Annotated in this window: 17 protein-coding genes; 1 reads left to right on the forward strand and 16 read right to left on the reverse strand. The window is 42.1% G+C overall.

The annotated features are described in order from the left end of the window. Nucleotides 1-601: 601 nt before the first annotated feature. The 12 genes from AC1EKT_RS04040 to AC1EKT_RS04095 form a co-directional block, all read right to left on the reverse strand. Entirely contained in the window at nt 602-1,213 is a 612-nt protein-coding gene (locus tag AC1EKT_RS04040; RefSeq protein ID WP_421784436.1) for a CadD family cadmium resistance transporter, read from the reverse strand. Between the two features lie 147 nt (nt 1,214-1,360). Next, nucleotides 1,361-1,639 (reverse strand): hypothetical protein, encoded by a 279-nt coding sequence (locus tag AC1EKT_RS04045; protein ID WP_481616036.1) that lies wholly within the window; start codon nt 1,637-1,639, stop codon nt 1,361-1,363. Nucleotides 1,640-1,825: 186 nt separating this feature from the next. After that, nucleotides 1,826-2,005: a hypothetical protein gene (locus AC1EKT_RS04050; RefSeq protein ID WP_009994761.1), complete on the reverse strand. Its 180-nt coding sequence runs from the start codon at nt 2,003-2,005 to the stop codon at nt 1,826-1,828. Between the two features lie 199 nt (nt 2,006-2,204). Beyond that, nucleotides 2,205-3,623: a class I SAM-dependent RNA methyltransferase gene (locus tag AC1EKT_RS04055; RefSeq protein WP_481616037.1), complete on the reverse strand. Its 1,419-nt coding sequence runs from the start codon at nt 3,621-3,623 to the stop codon at nt 2,205-2,207. Nucleotides 3,624-3,689: 66 nt separating this feature from the next. After that, nucleotides 3,690-4,541: a DUF3159 domain-containing protein gene (locus AC1EKT_RS04060; RefSeq protein ID WP_481616038.1), complete on the reverse strand. Its 852-nt coding sequence runs from the start codon at nt 4,539-4,541 to the stop codon at nt 3,690-3,692. A gap of 24 nt (nt 4,542-4,565) precedes the next feature. Further along, nucleotides 4,566-5,330 carry a DUF3710 domain-containing protein gene (locus AC1EKT_RS04065; protein ID WP_415686971.1) on the reverse strand — a complete coding sequence of 255 codons (765 nt, stop codon included), beginning with the start codon at nt 5,328-5,330 and terminating at the stop codon, nt 4,566-4,568. Between the two features lie 189 nt (nt 5,331-5,519). After that, the gene (locus AC1EKT_RS04070; RefSeq protein WP_415686972.1) at nt 5,520-6,386 is read right to left on the reverse strand and encodes an exodeoxyribonuclease III; all 867 of its coding nucleotides are present in this window, start codon (nt 6,384-6,386) and stop codon (nt 5,520-5,522) included. 197 nt (nt 6,387-6,583) lie between these two features. Beyond that, entirely contained in the window at nt 6,584-8,608 is a 2,025-nt protein-coding gene (locus AC1EKT_RS04075) for a dipeptide ABC transporter ATP-binding protein (RefSeq protein WP_419399007.1), read from the reverse strand. Nucleotides 8,609-8,633: 25 nt separating this feature from the next. Continuing rightward, nucleotides 8,634-9,626 carry an ABC transporter permease gene (locus AC1EKT_RS04080; RefSeq protein ID WP_415686973.1) on the reverse strand — a complete coding sequence of 331 codons (993 nt, stop codon included), beginning with the start codon at nt 9,624-9,626 and terminating at the stop codon, nt 8,634-8,636. Nucleotides 9,627-9,638: 12 nt separating this feature from the next. Further along, nucleotides 9,639-10,565, reverse strand: coding sequence for an ABC transporter permease (locus AC1EKT_RS04085; protein ID WP_415683430.1), 927 nt, complete (start codon nt 10,563-10,565; stop codon nt 9,639-9,641). Nucleotides 10,566-10,769: 204 nt separating this feature from the next. After that, nucleotides 10,770-12,398: a peptide ABC transporter substrate-binding protein gene (locus AC1EKT_RS04090; RefSeq protein ID WP_415683429.1), complete on the reverse strand. Its 1,629-nt coding sequence runs from the start codon at nt 12,396-12,398 to the stop codon at nt 10,770-10,772. Between the two features lie 386 nt (nt 12,399-12,784). Continuing rightward, entirely contained in the window at nt 12,785-13,753 is a 969-nt protein-coding gene (locus AC1EKT_RS04095; protein ID WP_415683428.1) for a tyrosine recombinase XerC, read from the reverse strand. 85 nt (nt 13,754-13,838) lie between these two features. Here AC1EKT_RS04095 and AC1EKT_RS04100 point away from each other — a divergent pair, with 85 nt between their 5' ends. Then, nucleotides 13,839-14,129 carry a DUF6725 family protein gene (locus AC1EKT_RS04100; protein ID WP_481616039.1) on the forward strand — a complete coding sequence of 97 codons (291 nt, stop codon included), beginning with the start codon at nt 13,839-13,841 and terminating at the stop codon, nt 14,127-14,129. 407 nt (nt 14,130-14,536) lie between these two features. Here AC1EKT_RS04100 and AC1EKT_RS04105 read toward each other — a convergent pair whose 3' ends face one another. The 4 genes from AC1EKT_RS04105 to typA all read right to left on the reverse strand — a co-directional run bounded on the left by AC1EKT_RS04105 (nt 14,537) and on the right by typA (nt 19,152). Next, nucleotides 14,537-15,640 carry a prephenate dehydrogenase gene (locus AC1EKT_RS04105; protein WP_415687745.1) on the reverse strand — a complete coding sequence of 368 codons (1,104 nt, stop codon included), beginning with the start codon at nt 15,638-15,640 and terminating at the stop codon, nt 14,537-14,539. Then, nucleotides 15,634-16,629, reverse strand: coding sequence for a prephenate dehydratase domain-containing protein (locus AC1EKT_RS04110; RefSeq protein ID WP_481616040.1), 996 nt, complete (start codon nt 16,627-16,629; stop codon nt 15,634-15,636). Before AC1EKT_RS04110 ends, AC1EKT_RS04105 begins: the two co-directional genes overlap by 7 nt. Nucleotides 16,630-16,775: 146 nt before the next feature. Beyond that, complete coding sequence (locus AC1EKT_RS04115) at nt 16,776-17,282, reverse strand: alcohol dehydrogenase (RefSeq protein ID WP_481616041.1); 507 nt, start codon at nt 17,280-17,282, stop codon at nt 16,776-16,778. After that, a complete protein-coding gene (typA, locus tag AC1EKT_RS04120) occupies nt 17,227-19,152 on the reverse strand; it encodes a translational GTPase TypA (RefSeq protein ID WP_481616042.1) in 1,926 nt (641 codons plus the stop codon). Before typA ends, AC1EKT_RS04115 begins: the two co-directional genes overlap by 56 nt. Nucleotides 19,153-19,380 lie beyond the last annotated feature (228 nt).

A 19,380-nucleotide genomic window follows, 5' to 3' on the forward strand; every position in this document is an offset into this window, starting at 1 on the left:
GCATCACGTACATACGTACCAACACGTACGTTAGTTTGTCAGCGCTACATAACCCACATATTAAGCTGTCTTTCTCCCATGCCGGCACATTTTTGCCGTTACTGCGCATTACGCGCCACCGCACGGTTATATCGACGGTTGCGTCGATATAAATAGTATAAACTAGGAATGCCATACTTTCAAGTACTTCTTGGTGCGGGATAAGAGATGCGCGGGTGCGCCTGCAGCAATGCGTTGCGGCGCAGCAAATGAAAACGGAATTTACACCACTTTTAGGACTTGACCGGTGCAAGGTGGGTGCAAAGTGTGTGCACTTTTTAACGTTAACATCCTGTGCACTCGACACCAGAGCGTAGACATGTTCCCTCATACAGACAAACTGCGCTCAAAAACCGCGAAAACCCAGCTTAAAGCCGCTTCGCATTAAACCTTTTAACGATAGCCCTCGCTAAGCCCTGTTACACAAGGGCAAAAACGCACCCACCTAATCAGCCTCCTGCATCTTATAGCACGGTGAAGCGCCGTGACGGTGGGAAGCACCACTTATTTTTCTCGTTTGAGTTTGAACATAAAAATAGCAGATAAAGGGAAGGAAATGAATTTACACCAAAGTTAGGACTTGACCTATGAAATAATTAATCGTTCTATTTTCAATCAATATATAGAGACCGAGTCCAATAAACACGACAGGTACAATTACTTTTTCGTACTTTTCCACAGTCTCTCCGATAGCAGAAATTGAGGCGAGATTTTGAGATAATTTGCATAGAATCAAAATCCCTAAGGCAAATATTACTAAACTTATACCAATCTCAATCAAACTCTTTCCTGTAAAATAGGGGATATAAATTCCTAAATTATCTCCACCCATTGCCACTGTTAAACTTGTAAATGCTAAGATTTTTGATCCATTTCCGGTAATTTTCCCCTCGATATCTTCTTCATCAATATCTTCATCCACAAAAATTGCTCTTATACCAAGACCTAGCGGAATTAGACCAAGGAGTCCGATAATCCAATCTTGTGGAATAAAATTTAAAAAGTAAGCGGCAATAAGACTAGCCAGTACAAGCAGTCCTGTACCTAAATACTGCCCTACATAAATTGATTTCAAACCTTTCTTTCCTTGACTAGCGAATAAAATAGTCAAAACAACTAAGTAGTCAATGGATGTAGAAACAAAAACTAATAAAGCGGATACTATTGTTTCCATTATTTCTCCTTTCAAAATGTTAAATTTTTTAGACAGACGCACCCTCTTCTCTCCATTGATACTCAACCCGTAACTCTTTTAACAGCAAAAAACACGTCAGCGACTTGCTGATATACCTTTATTTTACCTTACACTTTTCCTGTAAGCTTAACACTTTAGTTCCGTTTTGCTCCCATCAAGGAAAGTAAACTCAACCTTTCCATCGTGATGCACAGTTAGATGGTCAACCATGCTAAGCCAGACGTTTTCATCGAACACTGTTAACAAGTCCTGTTTTTTCAAGTCCTCGATAAAATATTCAACCTCATCATGCCTCGCTTGCTTTTCAACAATGATAGCTTTGACTTTTTTAAGCCTTGATTCTACGGTATTAAACCTGTTTACTAGACTCGCATATTTTTTCTCATACTCATCTTGGTTCTGCAATTTCCGTGCATTTTCATTGATACAGTTGTTAATCTTTTAACGATTACCCTAACTAATCACCGGCTAAACAGGACGGACATTGAGCCTGACTTTAAGATTCATAAAAAGAAGTGACTATTACTGACAGAGATCAGTAATAGTCACCCAACGTGAGATATTCAACTATTGACTTGAACCAAACAAAATTCAATCAGTCTTTCGAAGGACAGTCTTAAGCGAGATCACTGTGACACCAATAACAAAAGAGGTAAAACCAATTCTAATAGCAAGTGTGCCATCCCATATTAAGGCAACCAGCATCGCGATTAAGGCAACCGTCAAGCCGAATGTCGCTACTTCACGGCAAAAACGAACGAGCTTGTCCATTATCCTTAAACACCTCCTCGTGCACATACTAATAATCAGGTTTCACTTTACCTTTTGAACTATATTTTACCACTTCACAGCCTGGGTGCAAAGTGTGTGCACCTTTTAACGATAGCCCTCGCAAACCCCTGCTACACAAGGACGAAAACGCCACAACAGGCTGCAAGCACAGTAGAAATCATCAAAACGATATCTTGATTCAGTGCGATTTGTAAAGGAACGCCACTGATTCTGTATGATGAGTGTTGGGATATATGTCGAACGCGCGCAAAGACTGAACGCTGTAGCCAAGCTCCTTAAACGTACCAACATCGCGAGCAAGACTAGTCGGATCGCAAGCAACATACACAACGCTTCTTACTCCAGACTTCGCAATCTGCTTACAAACTTGAGCTTTAGCACCAGCGCGCGGAGGATCCAACACAACAACATCTGGATGCGCAAATCGGCGAACAATCTTAGACGACTTACTCGCCTTAAACACCTGCGATTCAAGCGTTTGCACAACATCGCCTTCAAGCGCTTCAACAACATCCCTGCTAAGACCTGCGCGCCCAATGTTTCGCCTTGCATTCTTTACAGCAATCGGCGCACCCTCAATGCTAAGCACGCGAGCTGGCTCTGCAGAACCAAAAACGCCAGCAGCACCCGCAGCACCATAAGAATCTCCGCCAACATTAGCCAAAGTCGCAAGCGGAATCGTAAACAAACCCGAACCAGAATACAAATCCCACAAAACCGTATTCTTAGTGCGCCCACCAAGCGCAGAACGAACTAATCCCAAAACATAGTTCACCAAATGCTCTGGAGCTGCGCGATGAATCTGCCAAAAACCGCGCGCGTCAACATCATAATCAAAAGTACGCGCACGAGATGAATCACCATCAACCGCAACTCGCACGCGCTCTCGCAGCAAAGCCGAGCCTGCAACCAACTCATCATTTACTATAAGCGCATAATTTTCGCCAATCGCACTAAGGAGCGCAGACTTATCATTAAAATCCAAACCCTCAACCCTAGGCTCTGGAACAGCAAGGCGAATTTGCGCATTTGGCTCAAATTCTCGATTCCACAAATCTAAAGAATCAGCAACAGCCAAAACCGCGCGCGACGCAAGTGGCATAGTATCAATCGCAATGCGATCATGCGACTCGCGCTTTCGCATAGACAATCGCCCTTCATCATCCGCAACCAACTCCATGCGCGTGCGCCAATTAAATCCGTTAAGCTCCTCATCCCCCGGAATGCGCTCAACGCTAACATCGCTTTCCGAAACATCCATGTGCGCTAAACGCTGGAATTGATTGGCAATCACGGACGCCTTCCAACGAATCTGCCCAGGCAAAGAAACGTGAATTAAATCTGCTCCGCCAACTCCGCCACCCTGAGCCAAAGGGCCAGCGAGCTTCCATTGCGGCTCCACGCGATCCGCACTAGGCTCCAAAACTTCCACAACTTCACCGGTGAAAAAGTGCGCTTTTGCACGCATCGGCTCATCCATGCGCACAACAACCAGCTCACCAGGCAGCGCAAACCGCACGAATACAACGCGCCCGTCAAGATGACCTACGCATCTGCCCTGATCCGCATATCGCTCGATTCGCATCGTCACTTGCATAAACTACCTCTTAATTTTGCGCTTTGTTAAGCTGATTTTCTAATGCCAATTTTAGTTAAGCTGATTTTAGTTAAGCTGATTTTCTTCGCTAGAATTTACTTCACTTTGCTTTTCTACGCTCTGCTTCTCTTCATGATTTTTATGATGAAGTCGCATAAACGGCGTTGCAATAATCAAATAAGAAAACCAAATTGCGAGCGCCCAGAATGGCAATCCCATAATCAAGCGAACGGTACCTAGCCACACAACGTGATTCGTCAAATATAGTGGCACTTGCAAAACGAGTCTCAGCGCAAAAACACCAATCCACAATCCTGTCACATACATATACGCTCGCTTAAGCGGCTTATAATCGAGCCATTCGTGAAGCCACGCACCAAAGTTTTCCGTAGGCATTTTACGAATTGACTCAATTACAAGCCCTAAAGCAGGCACACGCACAATCAGCGAAATCGCAAGAAGCACACCATAAACAGCGTTTGTAATAAAGCCCATCATATAGTAGTCGCGCGCTTGGTGACTCGTCCACACCCAAACAAGGCAGATTCCAATGGAAAAAAGTCCACTAATTGCTCCCATAAGCGATTGCCTCTGAATAAGACGAATCACAACTTGCAAAACAGCAATCACAGCTGCCACAATAACCGTTGTTTGCACGTTACGCGTTACAACGAAGCAAATAACAAACAGCAAGCCTGGAAGCATGGATTCGATTACGCCTCGAACTCCACCCATTGAATCAATTACAGAAAATGTAGATCCTTCTGCTCCGATTGAAGCCAATGTCGCTAATCCTGAGCGTTTTTTGGTTTGCGCAAAATTGTTGGTTTGCGCAGAATCGTTGAGTTTTACTTCATTTGAAAACTCTTGCGAAGAAAACTCTTCTTCGGATTTCTGTAAAGATTCTTGTGAATCCATTCAATTAACTTTCTACTACTTGCATTATCTAATTTCAGCAAACATTGGACCGCGTGTAAGCGTAGTTTTTACTTCTACTTGTTGGTCGTAACCTAATGGTTTATCGTCTTTTTTTAGGGCATTATTAGCATCTTCATCAGACGTATTATTTTCCCCATCTTTACCGCTATTTTCTGCATTTAAAGCAGCTTCTTTTTCTTCTCTAGTTATTGGATCATGCATAGGAATAAAATCGCGAGGCGCAAGCGGCTCTTCACCACGATTTACAACAATCCCCTTAAACCATTCATCTAATTGTTTTGTTTCGTTATTATTATCTGCAAGCTCTGTTGCTGCAGGTCCAGAGAATACGCCACGAAGCATCCACCTAGGACCATCAACACCAACAATACGTGTTGTAATAGTTTTTTCTCCAACTTTTACAGGCAACAGTAGCTCAGTACCAAATTCACCTTGTACTGTACATGCTTGACTATTTCCGTCAAGCAAATCTTTGCATACTTCTAGCCAGATACCAGATGTTTTAGGCGCAGCAAAAGCTTCAACTTCTACGCTTGAAGAACCATAAGTTACTGTCATACCAAGAACTTGCGATGTTTCACGCTGTTTTTTTACTCGCAATTCAATGCCTTGAAAATATGGAATATAGATTGAGCCAAAATCTAGATAATCGCTAAAATCAGGAGCATCTTCATCATTGAAATCCCATGGACCAGTTTTTTCTTCTACGATTTCGTCTTCAACTTTTGAAGATTTTTCTTCTTCATGTCGGCCAAATAACCAACCCATTATTCCTCATTTCTTAAAACAACAAATCTACAACAATGCATTTTTACTTATTGTAAACTGCTCAACTTCACTAGAATATCACAAGCAAAGCACTGAAAAATTTACACATACGCTACATGCAGATACGCGTGAGATTGCCTAGCTATTTCATATTGCGCATATTAATATCCACGATTCACACATATCGCTTCACACATCATACTTTATACTTAACGGTGCGTGATCAGACCATCGCGCATCATAGCTTTCAGCACGATCGATTACAAATCCGCGAGCGCTTTCCGCAATCTCAGGAGTTGCGAACTGGTAGTCTAATCTCCAGCCAACGTTATTGTCGAAGGCCTTACCGCGCTGACTCCACCAAGTGTATGGTCCTTGAATATCTCCTGCAAGCATGCGCATAACGTCAACAAACTCATACTCGTTAATCCAGCGATCAATATACGCACGTTCCTCTGGCAAGAATCCTGCACTTTTTTCATTAGCCTTAGCGTTTTTAATATCTAACGGCGTATGCGCAATATTAAAATCGCCGCACAAAATCGCCTGATTTCCGCCATTTGCCGCAATATTTCGAAGCTCCCCCAAGCGAGTAAGCATTGTGTCTAAAAAGCGGAATTTTTGTTGCATTTTCTGCGGATCGTCCACATTTCCAGCATGAACATACACAGAAGCAATAGTAATTTCATACCCTTCAGGGGTACGCACGTCAGTTTCAATCCACCGCCCAGAATCAACATCCTCGCTTAAGCCAGGCAAACCGTAACGTTTTTCAACTACAGGAAGAGACGTAACTAGAGCTACTCCAGCTCGACCCTTTACACGGCAAACTTCGTTAGTATAAGTAAAATTATCGTTTTCTATAGGATTTGCGATATTTTCAGACGCACGATACCCCATTTCAATTTTTGTCATAATTGGGTCGATTGCATCCTGCGGAGCGCGCACTTCTTGCATGCACCACACGTCTGGAGTATGCGCGTCAGACCAGTTAAGCATACCTTTGCGCTCAGCTGCACGAATACCGTTTAAATTCGAAGTCGTAATTGTAATCATGTAATCAACTCTAATATGCACACAACACAAACAGCACAGTCACTCAACAACCAACACAGATCACACAACCAACACAGATCACACAACCAACACAGATCACGATCTATGGATTGCTCACAAATAAATACTGAATTAATAGAAAAATAAAAAAGGTGCAGATTCTATAAAACCTGCACCTTTTTATCAGCTTGTACTATTTAATCTAAGCCAAGCTTCAAATTTCCACCTGGAATTGCATCGAGCAAGTCACGAGTGTATTCCATTTGTGGATGATCGAACACTTCGTCTGTTGTAGCGTGCTCAACAAGCTTTCCATGCTGCATAACAACAACTTCGTCTGCAATCTGGCGAACCACAGCCAAATCGTGAGTAATGAACAAATAGCTCAAACCACGTTCGGCTTGCAAGTCGTTAAGCAAACGAAGAACCTGATCCTGAACAAGCACATCCAAAGCAGATACAGCTTCATCGCAAACGATTACGTCAGGATTCAATGCCATAGCTCGCGCAATTGCAATGCGCTGACGCTGACCGCCTGAAAGCTCATTCGGGAAGCGAGTCATAACAGAAGCAGGCATTTGAACCATATCCAAAAGTTCGCGCACTCGATTCTGCCTGCTCTTCTTATCGCCAATCTTATGAATGCGCAACGGCTCCTCAATAGAGCGATAAATAGAATACATTGGGTCAAGAGATCCATAAGGATTCTGGAATACTGGCTGTACATGACGGCGGAAGTCAAGCAAATCCGCACCCTTCAAATCAGCAATATTCTTACCTTCGTAAGTCACTGTTCCACTTGTTGGATCAAGCAAACGCAAAACCATATTTGCAACAGTAGACTTACCAGAACCAGATTCACCCACGATTGCCAAAGTAGTTCCGCGCTTAATTGAGAACGAAACGTCGTCAACGGCTTTAAATAGTTCCTTCTTACGAGGAAGCTTAAACTCACGAGTTAAGTGATCCACAGTAATAATGTGCTCGCTTTTTTCGAGAGTTTGCTCACCTACTACATGATGCTCAAGAAGGCTATCAGCATTACCACCATGCTCTTTCACTGAGATGATTCGCTGAGATGCCAAAGATGGAGCGGCAGCAACAAGTCTCTTTGTATACGGATGCTGAGGATGCTGCAAAACTTCCAACGATGGACCAGATTCAACAACACGACCCTTATACATAACAACAACGTGCTGTGCACGAGCAGCAGCAAGGCCCAAATCGTGTGTAATGAACAGAACAGAAGTTCCGAGCGAATCAGTTAGTGTGTGCAAATGGTCAAGAATACGCTTTTGCACAGTAACATCCAAAGCAGAAGTCGGCTCATCTGCAATAAGCAAGTCTGGTCGGCAAGCCAAACCGATAGCAATCAAAGCGCGCTGACGCATACCACCGGAAAACTCGTGCGGGAACTGACGAGCTCGAGTTGCAGCATCTGGCAAACCAGCTTCGTCAAGCAAACCAGCAATACGATCTTCAATAGTTGCGCCAACAACATACTTCTTGGCAATTTCCCAAGCTTTGTCGTCATTCACACCATACTTGATTAAATCGTCTGCTACGCGCCAACGAGTTTCAGAACCTGGAACCCACTCTTTTTTGTAGTATTCCATGGCTTCATTGAACTTTTCAGAATTGTTATTCTCATCAAGTCCAACTTCTTTCAAAGCATTCTTAGTAGCTTCAATCAATTCTGGTAATTCTTTAGAGCCAAGGAATGTTTCATCATCGTTGTTTTTGACTTTAACAGAATCGCCTGCAAGAGCCTCAGCTAATGAAGAGCGACTCTCATGATCAACGTCAACACCATTTGCGATTAATGCTTCTTTAACCTGTGTACCAATACGCCACACAGGATTCAAGTTGCTCATAGGATCTTGTGGAACTAAGCCCATGGTATTACCGCGCAATGCAGCATACTCTTTTGGCTTTAATTTGCTAATTTCTTTACCTTTGAGCTTAATAGATCCACCTGTAACATGACCGGTTCCAGGAAGCAAACCCAAAACTGCCATTGCAGAAGTAGATTTTCCTGAACCAGATTCACCTACGATTGCAACCCACTGTCCTGGGTAAACACAGAAGCTAGCATCTCTAACAGCGTGAACAGCTTTTTTTGAGTCTGTTGTGAAATCTACCTGAAGATTTTTCACTTCCAACAACGGCCCTTGCTCTAATTGCATGGCGCGAATGTCGATATCTTTACGTGTAGTATTCATGAGTTTCTATTCCTTCACGATGATTTCACGCCTTGCGGCTCTTTGGATCCAATGCATCCTTAACAGCGTCGCCCATCATAATAAAAGCGAGTACTGTAATTGCGAGCGCAATAGACGGATAGAACAAGACTTCTGGGTTTGTTGTAAGAACATTTCTAGCGGTAGAAATATCTCCACCCCAGCTGACCGTAGTAGTTGGCAAACCAATTCCCAGGAAGCTTAATGTTGCTTCCAGCACAATATATGTTCCAAGCGAAGTTGTTCCAACGACAATGATTGGAGCCAAAGAGTTCGGGATAATATGTTTGAAAAGGTTACGTGTTGGAGTAGATCCTAAAGCAGTAGAAGCTGTATTAAACTCAAGATTCTTTGATTCCATAACGGCGCTTCTTGCAATTCGAGCTACACCAACCCATCCAAAAAGCACCATAACAAGTACGATTTTCCAAATTGACTTAGATGTGCGGAACATTTGTAAAACTACGATTGCACCAAGAAGCATTGGCAAAGCCAAGAAAATATCAGTTATTCGGCTGAGAATAGTATCAACCCATCCTCCGAAGAATCCTGCTAGTGCACCAATTAAAGAACCAACAAGTACAACCAAAATCGTTGCAAGTAAACCAACACTAAGCGATGTACGAGTACCATAAACAACTCGAGCGTAAATATCGCATCCTTGCATATCAAAACCAAATGGGTGCGTAGATGAAGCTGGCTCAAGTGAATGTTCCAAAACACAATAATTAGGATTGTGCTTTGTAAGAGTACTTGGGAAGAACGCAACAAAAATAATTGCAATAATCAAAACTGCAGAAACAATAAACAATGGATTTCTGCGCAAAGTTCTCCAAGTATCTGCCCACATACTTGTTGCAGCAGCGGATTCATCTACGGAATCTACTGCTTGAATAGGAGTATCGTCTAATGATGCAACGTAGCGTTCTTGTCCCGGCAATGTATTGCAATTCGAAGCATCATTTGCAATCAAATCATTTTTCATCAAATCATCTTCCATAGTTTGCTCACCTCACGCGTAACGAATGCGCGGATCAAGAGCCGCGTACAACATATCAACAAGGAAATTGCTAAATACGAATATCAATGTCAAAAGCGTTACGATGGAAACAACAAGGTTTCCTTCTCCCTTTAGAATTCCTTGATATGTGATGAATCCAATGCCATGAATATTGAAAATTGTTTCCGAAATCATTGCGCCGCCCATAAGAGCACCCAAATCCTGACCTAAGAAGGTAACAACAGGAATAAGCGAGTTTCGCAAAATATGGCGAACAATTACAGAACTTTCTTTTAAGCCCTTTGCGCGAGCTGTACGCACATAGTCGAGAGCAATATTTGAAGAAATTTCAGACCTTGTAAGTCGAATAATATATGCCATAGACACAGAACCAAGAACCATTGCAGGAAGAAGCAAATCGAAGAATCCAGGATCGTTACTAGCTGTAACTGGTAATATGCGCCATTTAACACCGAATAAGTACTGTCCAACGAAACCTGTAACAAATGTTGGAACAGAAATAAGAAGAAGCGATACAACCAAAATTACACTGTCGTACCACTTGCCTTTCTTCAAACCTGAAATTATACCAAATACGACACCAAATATTGCTTCGAAAGCAAATGCCATAATTGCTAGTTGAATAGTAACTGGGAATGCACGACCAATTTCATCGATAACTGGTTGACCTGCAAAAGTATTACCAAAATCGAGGGTAAGAGCATTCTTTAAGAATAATAAATATTGAACAATAAATGGTTTGTCTAAGTTATACTCGGCTCGTATTTGTGCAGCTACTGCAGGATTAACAGGTTTCTCGCCAAACATTGCTTTTACTGGATCTCCAGGCAAAGCAAATACTAAAGCATAAACTAATAATGTTGTGCCGAGAACAACAGGAATCATCTGCAAAATACGACGCAGAATGTACTTACCCATCGAATTCTCCTTGAATTGTTAAAACTTACTCAAAAAACAACAAAGTGCCGCTCCAGCTAAAGTGGCTTTACTTAATCTTACTTCAACTGGAGCAGCAATCTCGCAATAAGCGATATTAAATTATTGAGAGGAATCAAATAGCGTTACTTACTAATTTTCTAAAGAGCATGTAACGCTATTCTGTTTTCTCGATTGATTACCAACTTATTTGTGAAGCTGATAGTACAGTGCCATATTCTGCCAATCCATTGTGAAGCCCTTCAAAGTTGGAACCATCACAGCCTTAGCGTTCGAGTAGAACAATGGGATTGATGGAAGTTCATCAAGAAGGATTTCGTTTGCTTGCTGATAGAGCTTAGTAGCTTCAGCTGGCTTAGCAGATGCAGCCTTCTTAAGCAAATCGTCAAACTTTGGATTCTTATAATCGCCGTCGTTGGAACCATTGCCATCAGCTGCAACGGATGCAAACTGCTGAGTCAAGTAGTTTTCTGCACTTGGATAATCTGGCATCCAGCCTGAACGCCATGCACCCTTAATCTGACGCTTGGAGCAAGCATTACGGAACTCCTGGAATGTAGGAATTGGAGTAGTTTCAGCCTTGATTCCCAAGTTGTTCTTCAAAGAATTCACAACAGCATCGAACACGGACTTTGCGTTTCCATCAGCATTGTAGGAGAAAGTAAGAGATCCATCATACTTGGAAATCTTATCTGCCTTAGCCCAAAGTTCCTTAGCTTTCTTTGCATTAAATTCAGTGTTCTCATGACCCTTAAGATCAGCCTTATAGCCTGGAGTCAATGGAGAAGTAAATTCGTTTGCAGGAGAAGCAGTGCCATTAAGAATCTTGTCTATGATTACCTTACGATCTATAGCCATAGAAATAGCTTGACGACGAAGCTTACCCTCTTCAGTATTCACATCGAAGTGTGGGAGGCTTGAAGAAATAGTGAACTGCTGAATTACAGAACCTGGACGGTTGTAAGCCTTAACAGTTGTATCCTTCTGGAAAGTCTTAGTTTGCGTATCTGGAATGTTATCGGTCATATCGAGGTTTCCAGCCTGAACGTCGCGGTATGCAGCGTTGCCATCTGTGTAAACCTTGAAAGTAACACCATCATTCTGAGCCTTACGTGGACCCTCGTAATCTGGGTTCTTCACAACTTCAATCTGCTTGTTGTGATCCCAAGACTTGAACAAGTATGGACCAGAAGAAACTGGCTTTTCGCCATAAGCCTTTGGATTCTTGTAGAAGGATTCTGGAAGTGGAGCAAATGCCAAGTAACCAACCTTAATTGGGAATACAGAATCTGGCTGTTCCAAATCAACAGTAAAAGTATTCTTATCAACAACCTTCAAACCAGAAAGCTGCTCGTCACCCTTGGTGCCGTCCTTCTGCAAATCAGCATAACCCTTAATGGTCTGGAAGAAGGAAGCGCACTTCTGAGCGTTCTTAGCGTTAGCAACGAAGCTCCAAGCTTTAGTGAAGCTCTCAGCGGTAATAGGAGTACCATCGCTGAACTTCTTTCCCTTCTTAACCTTAACGGTGTACTGGGTGGCATCAGCATTTGGAGTAATGCTTTCAGCATCCTCATTTACAGGATTACCCTTTTCGTCGAAAGTTACCAACGTGGAATTAACCAACATGGCAGGACGAGCGCCAGCGTTTTCGTTAATGTTTCCAGGAACTAATTCGTTCTGCGGCTCAGAATTTGAAACGGTAATAATAACCTTGCCACCGTTTGTTTTTGCATTCTTAGCGGAAGAGCCACAGCCACCAAGTAACATTGCCAGCGAGCAGGCAGCAGCAGCAAAAGCTAAAGCCTTATTCTTCATATATTTTCTCCTAACGTCTGGTAGGCAGGATTGTCATATCATGAAAAAGTCAGGAACAGGCTAAAACGTAAGAATCCACCCGGTTTTTATTGCCAGATGGATTCTTGCAAGCCAATTACGAGGCCTCTTCATTGATTAAAATTCAATGATACATATTTTTACAAACAACGCAATAGCAAAAGAAAAATGAGAAAAAATATTCTATATTCCTAATAATTAATTATTTTATTCTAAAATTAATTATGAATATCGAAAATTTTATTATACAAACAGTAAAATTTATTGTTTTTTACACGTACATATATATTACATAAATGTAAATAACATATTTATTATGTAAAAAACATGTTAAACATGAATAATTAAATATCTAAAAACATTTAATATCATGCACGCGGAAAAGCTTGAGAATACTTACGTTTTAAAGATTCAATAGAAACATGAGTGTAGCGCTGAGTAGTATTAAGCGATGAATGCCCCAATAATTCCTGCACTTCGCGTAGATCTGCTCCACCATTCAACATATGCGTCGCAGCACTATGCCGCAAAGCATGAGGAGAAATATCCGGAACATGCGCACTCTTAGCCTCGTCATGCACAATCTGTCTTACCAAACGCTGATCAATACGTTTTCCGCGAGCGCCAAGAAATACTGCCTCTTCAACAGAATTTCGCAATAAAATTTCTCGTCCATCTTTAGAAATCCAAGCAGATAAAGCTTTATAAGCAGGAACCCCAAAAGGTACAACACGCTGCTTATTACCTTTGCCAGTAACTTTTATAGTGTGTGAGGAGAAATTAATATCCTGAATATTTAAACTAGTAAGCTCGCCAACACGAATACCAGTCGCATATAAAAGCTCCAGAATTGCAGCATTACGAAGTTCTACAGCTTTCTGATTTTTGGTACACGAAGATGAAACATTAGCTTTAGAATCAACATTATTCATTAATGATTCTGCTTGATATTCATCCAAGACAGATGGCAGCATATTCTTAATTTTTGGCGTCATTAAAATTTCTGCAGGATCACTTTTTATGTATTCAACATGCTGACACCACGCAAAAAAACCACGCACCGCAACTACTTTGCGAGCCAAGCTTGAACGCGCATGACTTCGCGACTCATCAGCCATCCATGAACGCAAATCATCCGTAGTAAGATCCGAAATATTATTAAATCCGTGCCGATTACACCATGCTAAACATTGCAAAATATCGCTTTTGTAAGCTCGCTGCGTGCGCTCCCCCAAGCCCTTATTAGCTCGAACATAATCAATATAATCATCTATTAAACTCATATATTTAGAAGGTAAGGCTAAGAAATTTTCAGAAACAGATTTATTGTTTCTCATACTTAACTCACCTTCCATAAAAGCTCAAAACAAAACGTTTGCTATACGCGCCTGTCACATGCATAATACAACAAGGAGCTTGTTTATGAACACACGTACAAAATCAACTACACTACCGCAGCAAATACCTGCAGGCGCGCGCATAGTAGTAAGAACATACAAAATTATAGAAGAAAATAACGATGGAACGCAAAAAATCGAGTATCATGATGCAATTGGGCACGTACTCGAGTGGGACGGGGTAATGCTTCATTTACTTCGAGATCCTGCAGCAAACGGCACTAGAGCTGCCGAAGAAATGTTCATTGATGCCAAAACTATTTACCGATTAAAGCCAATCCCAGAACGCAAATTCCAAAAACCTCTTAGCGTGTAAGTTGTTTGGCTGGCGGGTTTCTGGAGTGGCTGTGTGAGATAGGAATTACTTGTCTCGCAGCGCTCCGCTCTTATACCTTATTTGGACTTAGCGGTTGCGTGGTTAAGTTTAGTTTTTTACTTACTTTTTCTGCAAAAATAGTATTCGTCAACAAGATTATTACTATCGTTCCGCTTTTATATTGCTCGACCAAGCAATTCCTATCTCCCACTACTAGTAAAACCGCTAGTGTTTTTTGGTGTGGTAGGTGCGTCTGGTGTGGTGTGGGCAGCAGCATGAGTGCTAGCGTTCTCTATGCAATAGAGAATCAGCGTCTGCAGAGCACAACTGCAAAACTTCATGAACGTGCAAGCATCCAATCAGGCAAAAAATATCAAAACTCGCGCAACATTAAAGAGAAACTCGCATTATAAGTTTCTTAGCGAACTATCTAAACGCAATAAGAGTTGCGAAGATTCGTCAGTATTGGATCCGAAAAGTTCAACAATAGACTCACCTAAGCGCGCGGAATCCAGCAAATCTTTCTGCCAATTGCTTCTGGAATCATACTTCCACAATCTGCTATTTGCATCATCATTTTGCTTCTCATCGTCGCTTTGTTGCGTATTAGTTTTAGACGAGTTGCGCTGCTGGTATTTATATTCTCTCCACGATTGAGCTTTAGCAAAAAACTCTTGCTCTAAAGCATCCGCGGTTTCAACATCATTATCTAACATATTTGCAGCAAAAGTTAGCTCAGAAATTACGGAACGCAATAATTTCGCAGTATTATGCCGATTTTCGCTTACCATAGCGCGCGTGCGTTGCGGATCCGTAAGAGCAACTCGCGTCATATCTCGCCAAGAACCGGCAGATAGTTGCAAAGCGATTGCACGATTAGGTTGTTCGCACAAAACATTTGCAAGAGCAGTTGCAACAACGTGAGGCATGTGAGAAATAAGAGCTGCAGAATTATCGTGCGTTGCATCATCCAAAACTATTGCGCGATTCTTGCATAGCGAAACAATCATTTGCAAAACATTGCGAACTCGCCAAAACTCAGTAGAATCATCAACAGTTAAAGCCCACAAAGCACCATTTAAAAGCTCATCACTAGAAGCTTTCCAACCAGTAAATTCACTTCCAGCCATCGGATGCGCACCAACGTAGCAATCTTGCAAACCTGCGTCTTTTACTTGCTCTCGAACTAAAGTTTTTACGCTGCCAACATCGCTGATAGTTGTGCGAGATTTGTCAATATAAGGTGCGATTTCCTGCAAAATACTTGGCATAGCAAACAAAGCATTGCACAAAATCAGAACATTTGGGCGAAGTTTTGCTAAATCTTGCACTTTTTCTACGCAAGTAATTCCTAAACTTTTAGCTTCTTCGTACGGATCATGATGACGATTCCAAGCGTACACTCTACATTCCGGCAATTTAGCAAGTCGTTTTGCAAGAGATCCGCCAATAAGACCAAGACCTACAATACCGACAGAAAATTTTTGAGAAAACTCAGCATCTTCTACCATAATAATTCTCTTTCTGCACGCAATACGTTCAAATTACGCAAAGCATCAACCGAAGGCTCAACACACACTCCACCATGAGGCAGCATCCAATCATTCATAACTGGATTATTGCGCTTATCGGAAGGATACACTGCTAAAGCTCGAACCCAATCGCCATGTTCGACAACCTCTTGAATCATAGCTTTACACATAAAATCCCAAGGAGCAGCATCAACAGTTGCAATAAAACTGTATAAACCGCCTTGCCCTTTAATCGGTCTAGACATAAAAGAAGTCATATTAAGACCGTGATCACGCACAACATCAAGCAAATTTGCTAACACTCCAGCACCTGTGCAACGCGGAATAAACGCAATAATTGAGGAAAATGATGAAAAGTTTTCTCGCTGCACATTAACAAAATCTAAAGCCTGATCTCGAGGAGCTAGCACTAAAAACTCAGTTCGCGCGCCAGAAAAATCTTCAACTGCTTCACTCACAATCTGCCTATTGTATAAATCAGCACAAATTTTAGGACATAAAGCAACTTCGCCAGGAACTAAATCCCTACAAGCAGCAGCATTTGAAGACGCAGTTTTTTCTTTCAATCCACGCTCTTGAGCAAACTTACGGCATTGTGCCAACGCGTGCGGGTGAGCAACAATAGTAGAACAATTATCGATTGAATCTGATTTGCAAACAACAGCATCAAAACTAATATCGACGCCGACGCGAGCAATACCAACCATATTTTTTGCATCGATTAGTAAATCTAAATTAGGTATTACAACGCCTTCAATATTGTTTTCCCACGCAATAACACCCCAATTGTGATTCTCTTCAATTTCACTAGCAATACTAAGAACATTCTCGCAAGCAGTTGGAATAAGTTGCAAATTATCAAATGATTGTAACTGCTGTTGAACTTTTAAAGCTGCTTGATGCGTAAAAGAACCTTCCGGCCCTAAATAGCATAATTTACGTGAGCACTTACTGTTACTACTATTCATAAGTATTCCTTAAAAACTGTTGCAGTTAAGAATATTGTAATCAAGAGTACTGTAAAAATACTGCTTAATACTGCTTAATACTTCTTTGTATGCAAAATTCACAGCGAAGTCGCGCTTAAATTATTGCAAATTCTTAACTTATTTTACTATTCAATAACAAACCAACGCTGAGGCATACAAAGCAAAACTAAGTGAGCAACAATAACACCGTAAAGCCACAAATATCCCACATATTGCGAACACCATGGCAACGGTATTGTGAAACCAACAGGTACAAGAATTGCACTGCCAATAAAACCTAATGCGAGAATCCAAGCAAACGCGGAAAAAACTATTGCGTGAATAAGTAATCCACTCCAACCACTACGAGATCTTGCACACCAAGCAGACAAAAACAGCAAAAGCATAGATAATACGAATCCGTAAGGAATGTTATCCATTGCACCGCAGCGATGAGCAAAAGTACCAATCAACGCGCATATTACTGCAGAAACACACGTGATCGCATACCTGCCCCAAGAAGGCAAGCAATGCGACCACGGTTTCGACGACATAATAAAACCTAACGTTTCATTACTAATTGGTATATTGCGATTATCACGCAGCGTTGTTGTTTTGACGACGCTGCTTGGCACGCCACTTGTACCACTCATCGCGGCTCAAAATAATTTTGCGCACGCGAATTGCTTCAGGCGTAACTTCCACGCACTCATCTTCGTTAGCGAAGTCAAGAGACTCTTCCAAGCTCATCTTGATTGGCGGAGTTAAAGTTTCAAGCACGTCAGCAGTTGAAGAACGCATGTTAGTCATGTGCTTAGCAAGCGTAATATTTACATCCAACTCATCTGGCTTGTTGTTAATACCAACGATTTGTCCTTCGTAAACTGGGCTTTGTGGGTCAACGAAGAATACACCACGAGCTTGCAAACGCTGCATAGCATAAGGAGTTGCAACACCCTTACGGTCGCAAACCATGGAACCATTCTGACGAGTCACAATCTGACCAGCCCATGGAGCATAACCGGCGGAAATAGAGCTTGCAATACCAGTTCCGCGAGTAGCAGAAAGCAAAGCAGTGCGGAAACCGATAAGACCGCGAGAAGGAACAGTAAATTGCAAACGAACCCAACCAGAACCGTGGTTGCTCATAGAATCCATGCGACCCTTGCGATCAGCCATAAGCTGAGTGACGGTACCCATGTACTCTTCTGGGACGTCAATCGTAGTGCTTTCCATAGGCTCATTAATTTGACCATCAATAGTCTTGGTAACAACTTGAGGACGACCAACTGTAAGCTCGTAGCCTTCGCGACGCATCTGCTCAGCTAGCACAGCCAAAGCAAGCTCGCCACGACCTTGAACTTCCCAAGCATCTGGACGCTCAGTTGGAATAACCTTAATAGAAACGTTACCAATAAGCTCGCGATCCAAACGATCCTTAATCATACGAGCAGTAAGCTTATGATCTTTGCCTTCAGTTCCAGCAAGAGGAGAATCGTTTACGCCGAAAGTCATAGAAATTGCAGGATCGTCGACATGAATTAATGGAAGCGGCTTTGGATCGTTTTGGTCAACGATAGTTTCGCCAATCATAATGTCATTCACGCCAGCAACAGCAACAATATCGCCAGGACCTGCAGAAGCTACAGGAGTGCGCTCCAAACCTCGAGTGCGAAGAAGCTCAGAAACACGGAAGTTTTCAATGGAACCATCGACACGAGAAAGACCGTAAGTCTTGCCCTTTTCCAAAGTACCGTTGTAAATTCGCACTAAACCGAGACGACCCAAGAAGTCAGAGGAATCAATGTTTGCAACATGAGCCTGAAGAGGAGCGCCTTCTTCGTATTCAGGTGCTGGAATGTTCGAAATAATAGAATCAAACAATGGCTCCAAATTATCGTTATCTGGCAAACCACCATTTTCAGGCTGGTTAACAGAAGCATAACCGGCTTTAGCAGCGCAATAAATCACTGGCAAATCAAGCAAAGCGTCGAGATCGAGGTCAATACCTTCCTCAACAACATCCTGAGCCAAACCAAGAAGCAAATCTGTAGATTCGCCAACAACTTCTTCAATACGAGCATCTGGACGATCTACCTTATTTACGCACAAAATAACAGGAAGCTTAGCTTCCAAAGCTTTACGAAGCACAAAGCGAGTCTGTGGAAGAGGACCTTCAGAAGCGTCAACCAACAAAACAACGCCGTCAACCATAGAGATACCACGCTCGACCTCACCACCGAAATCAGCGTGACCTGGAGTATCAATAACGTTAATAGTGATACCTTCTGGATGGCCATACTTTTCAGCTAATGGACCTGTGTACTGCACAGCAGTGTTCTTAGCAAGAATAGTAATGCCCTTTTCGCGTTCCAAATCATTGGAATCCATAACGCGATCTGGAACTTCTTCGCGCTCAGAAAATACGTGCGACTGCTGAAGCATGGCGTTTACCAGAGTGGTCTTACCGTGGTCTACGTGCGCCACAATTGCCACATTTCGAATATCACCGCGAACAGTCATCACAAACCTCTTCCATTCTTCGCGTTTAAGTAATTATTAACATGCAACCGCTTAAGCTATAAATATCAGCTAAAACAGCAGCTATATACATTATTGACAAGCACCCAAATAGGTAAACTGCCAAACCGCACCGATTTTACTAGCGAGCGCAGACAGTTTTACAAATAACACACTGAATAAGAAGCTTTGCAATCGTATTGCTGACTATGACTACCGTCGATTACTGAA

Source organism: Bifidobacterium sp. C0047B3 (assembly GCF_056590535.1).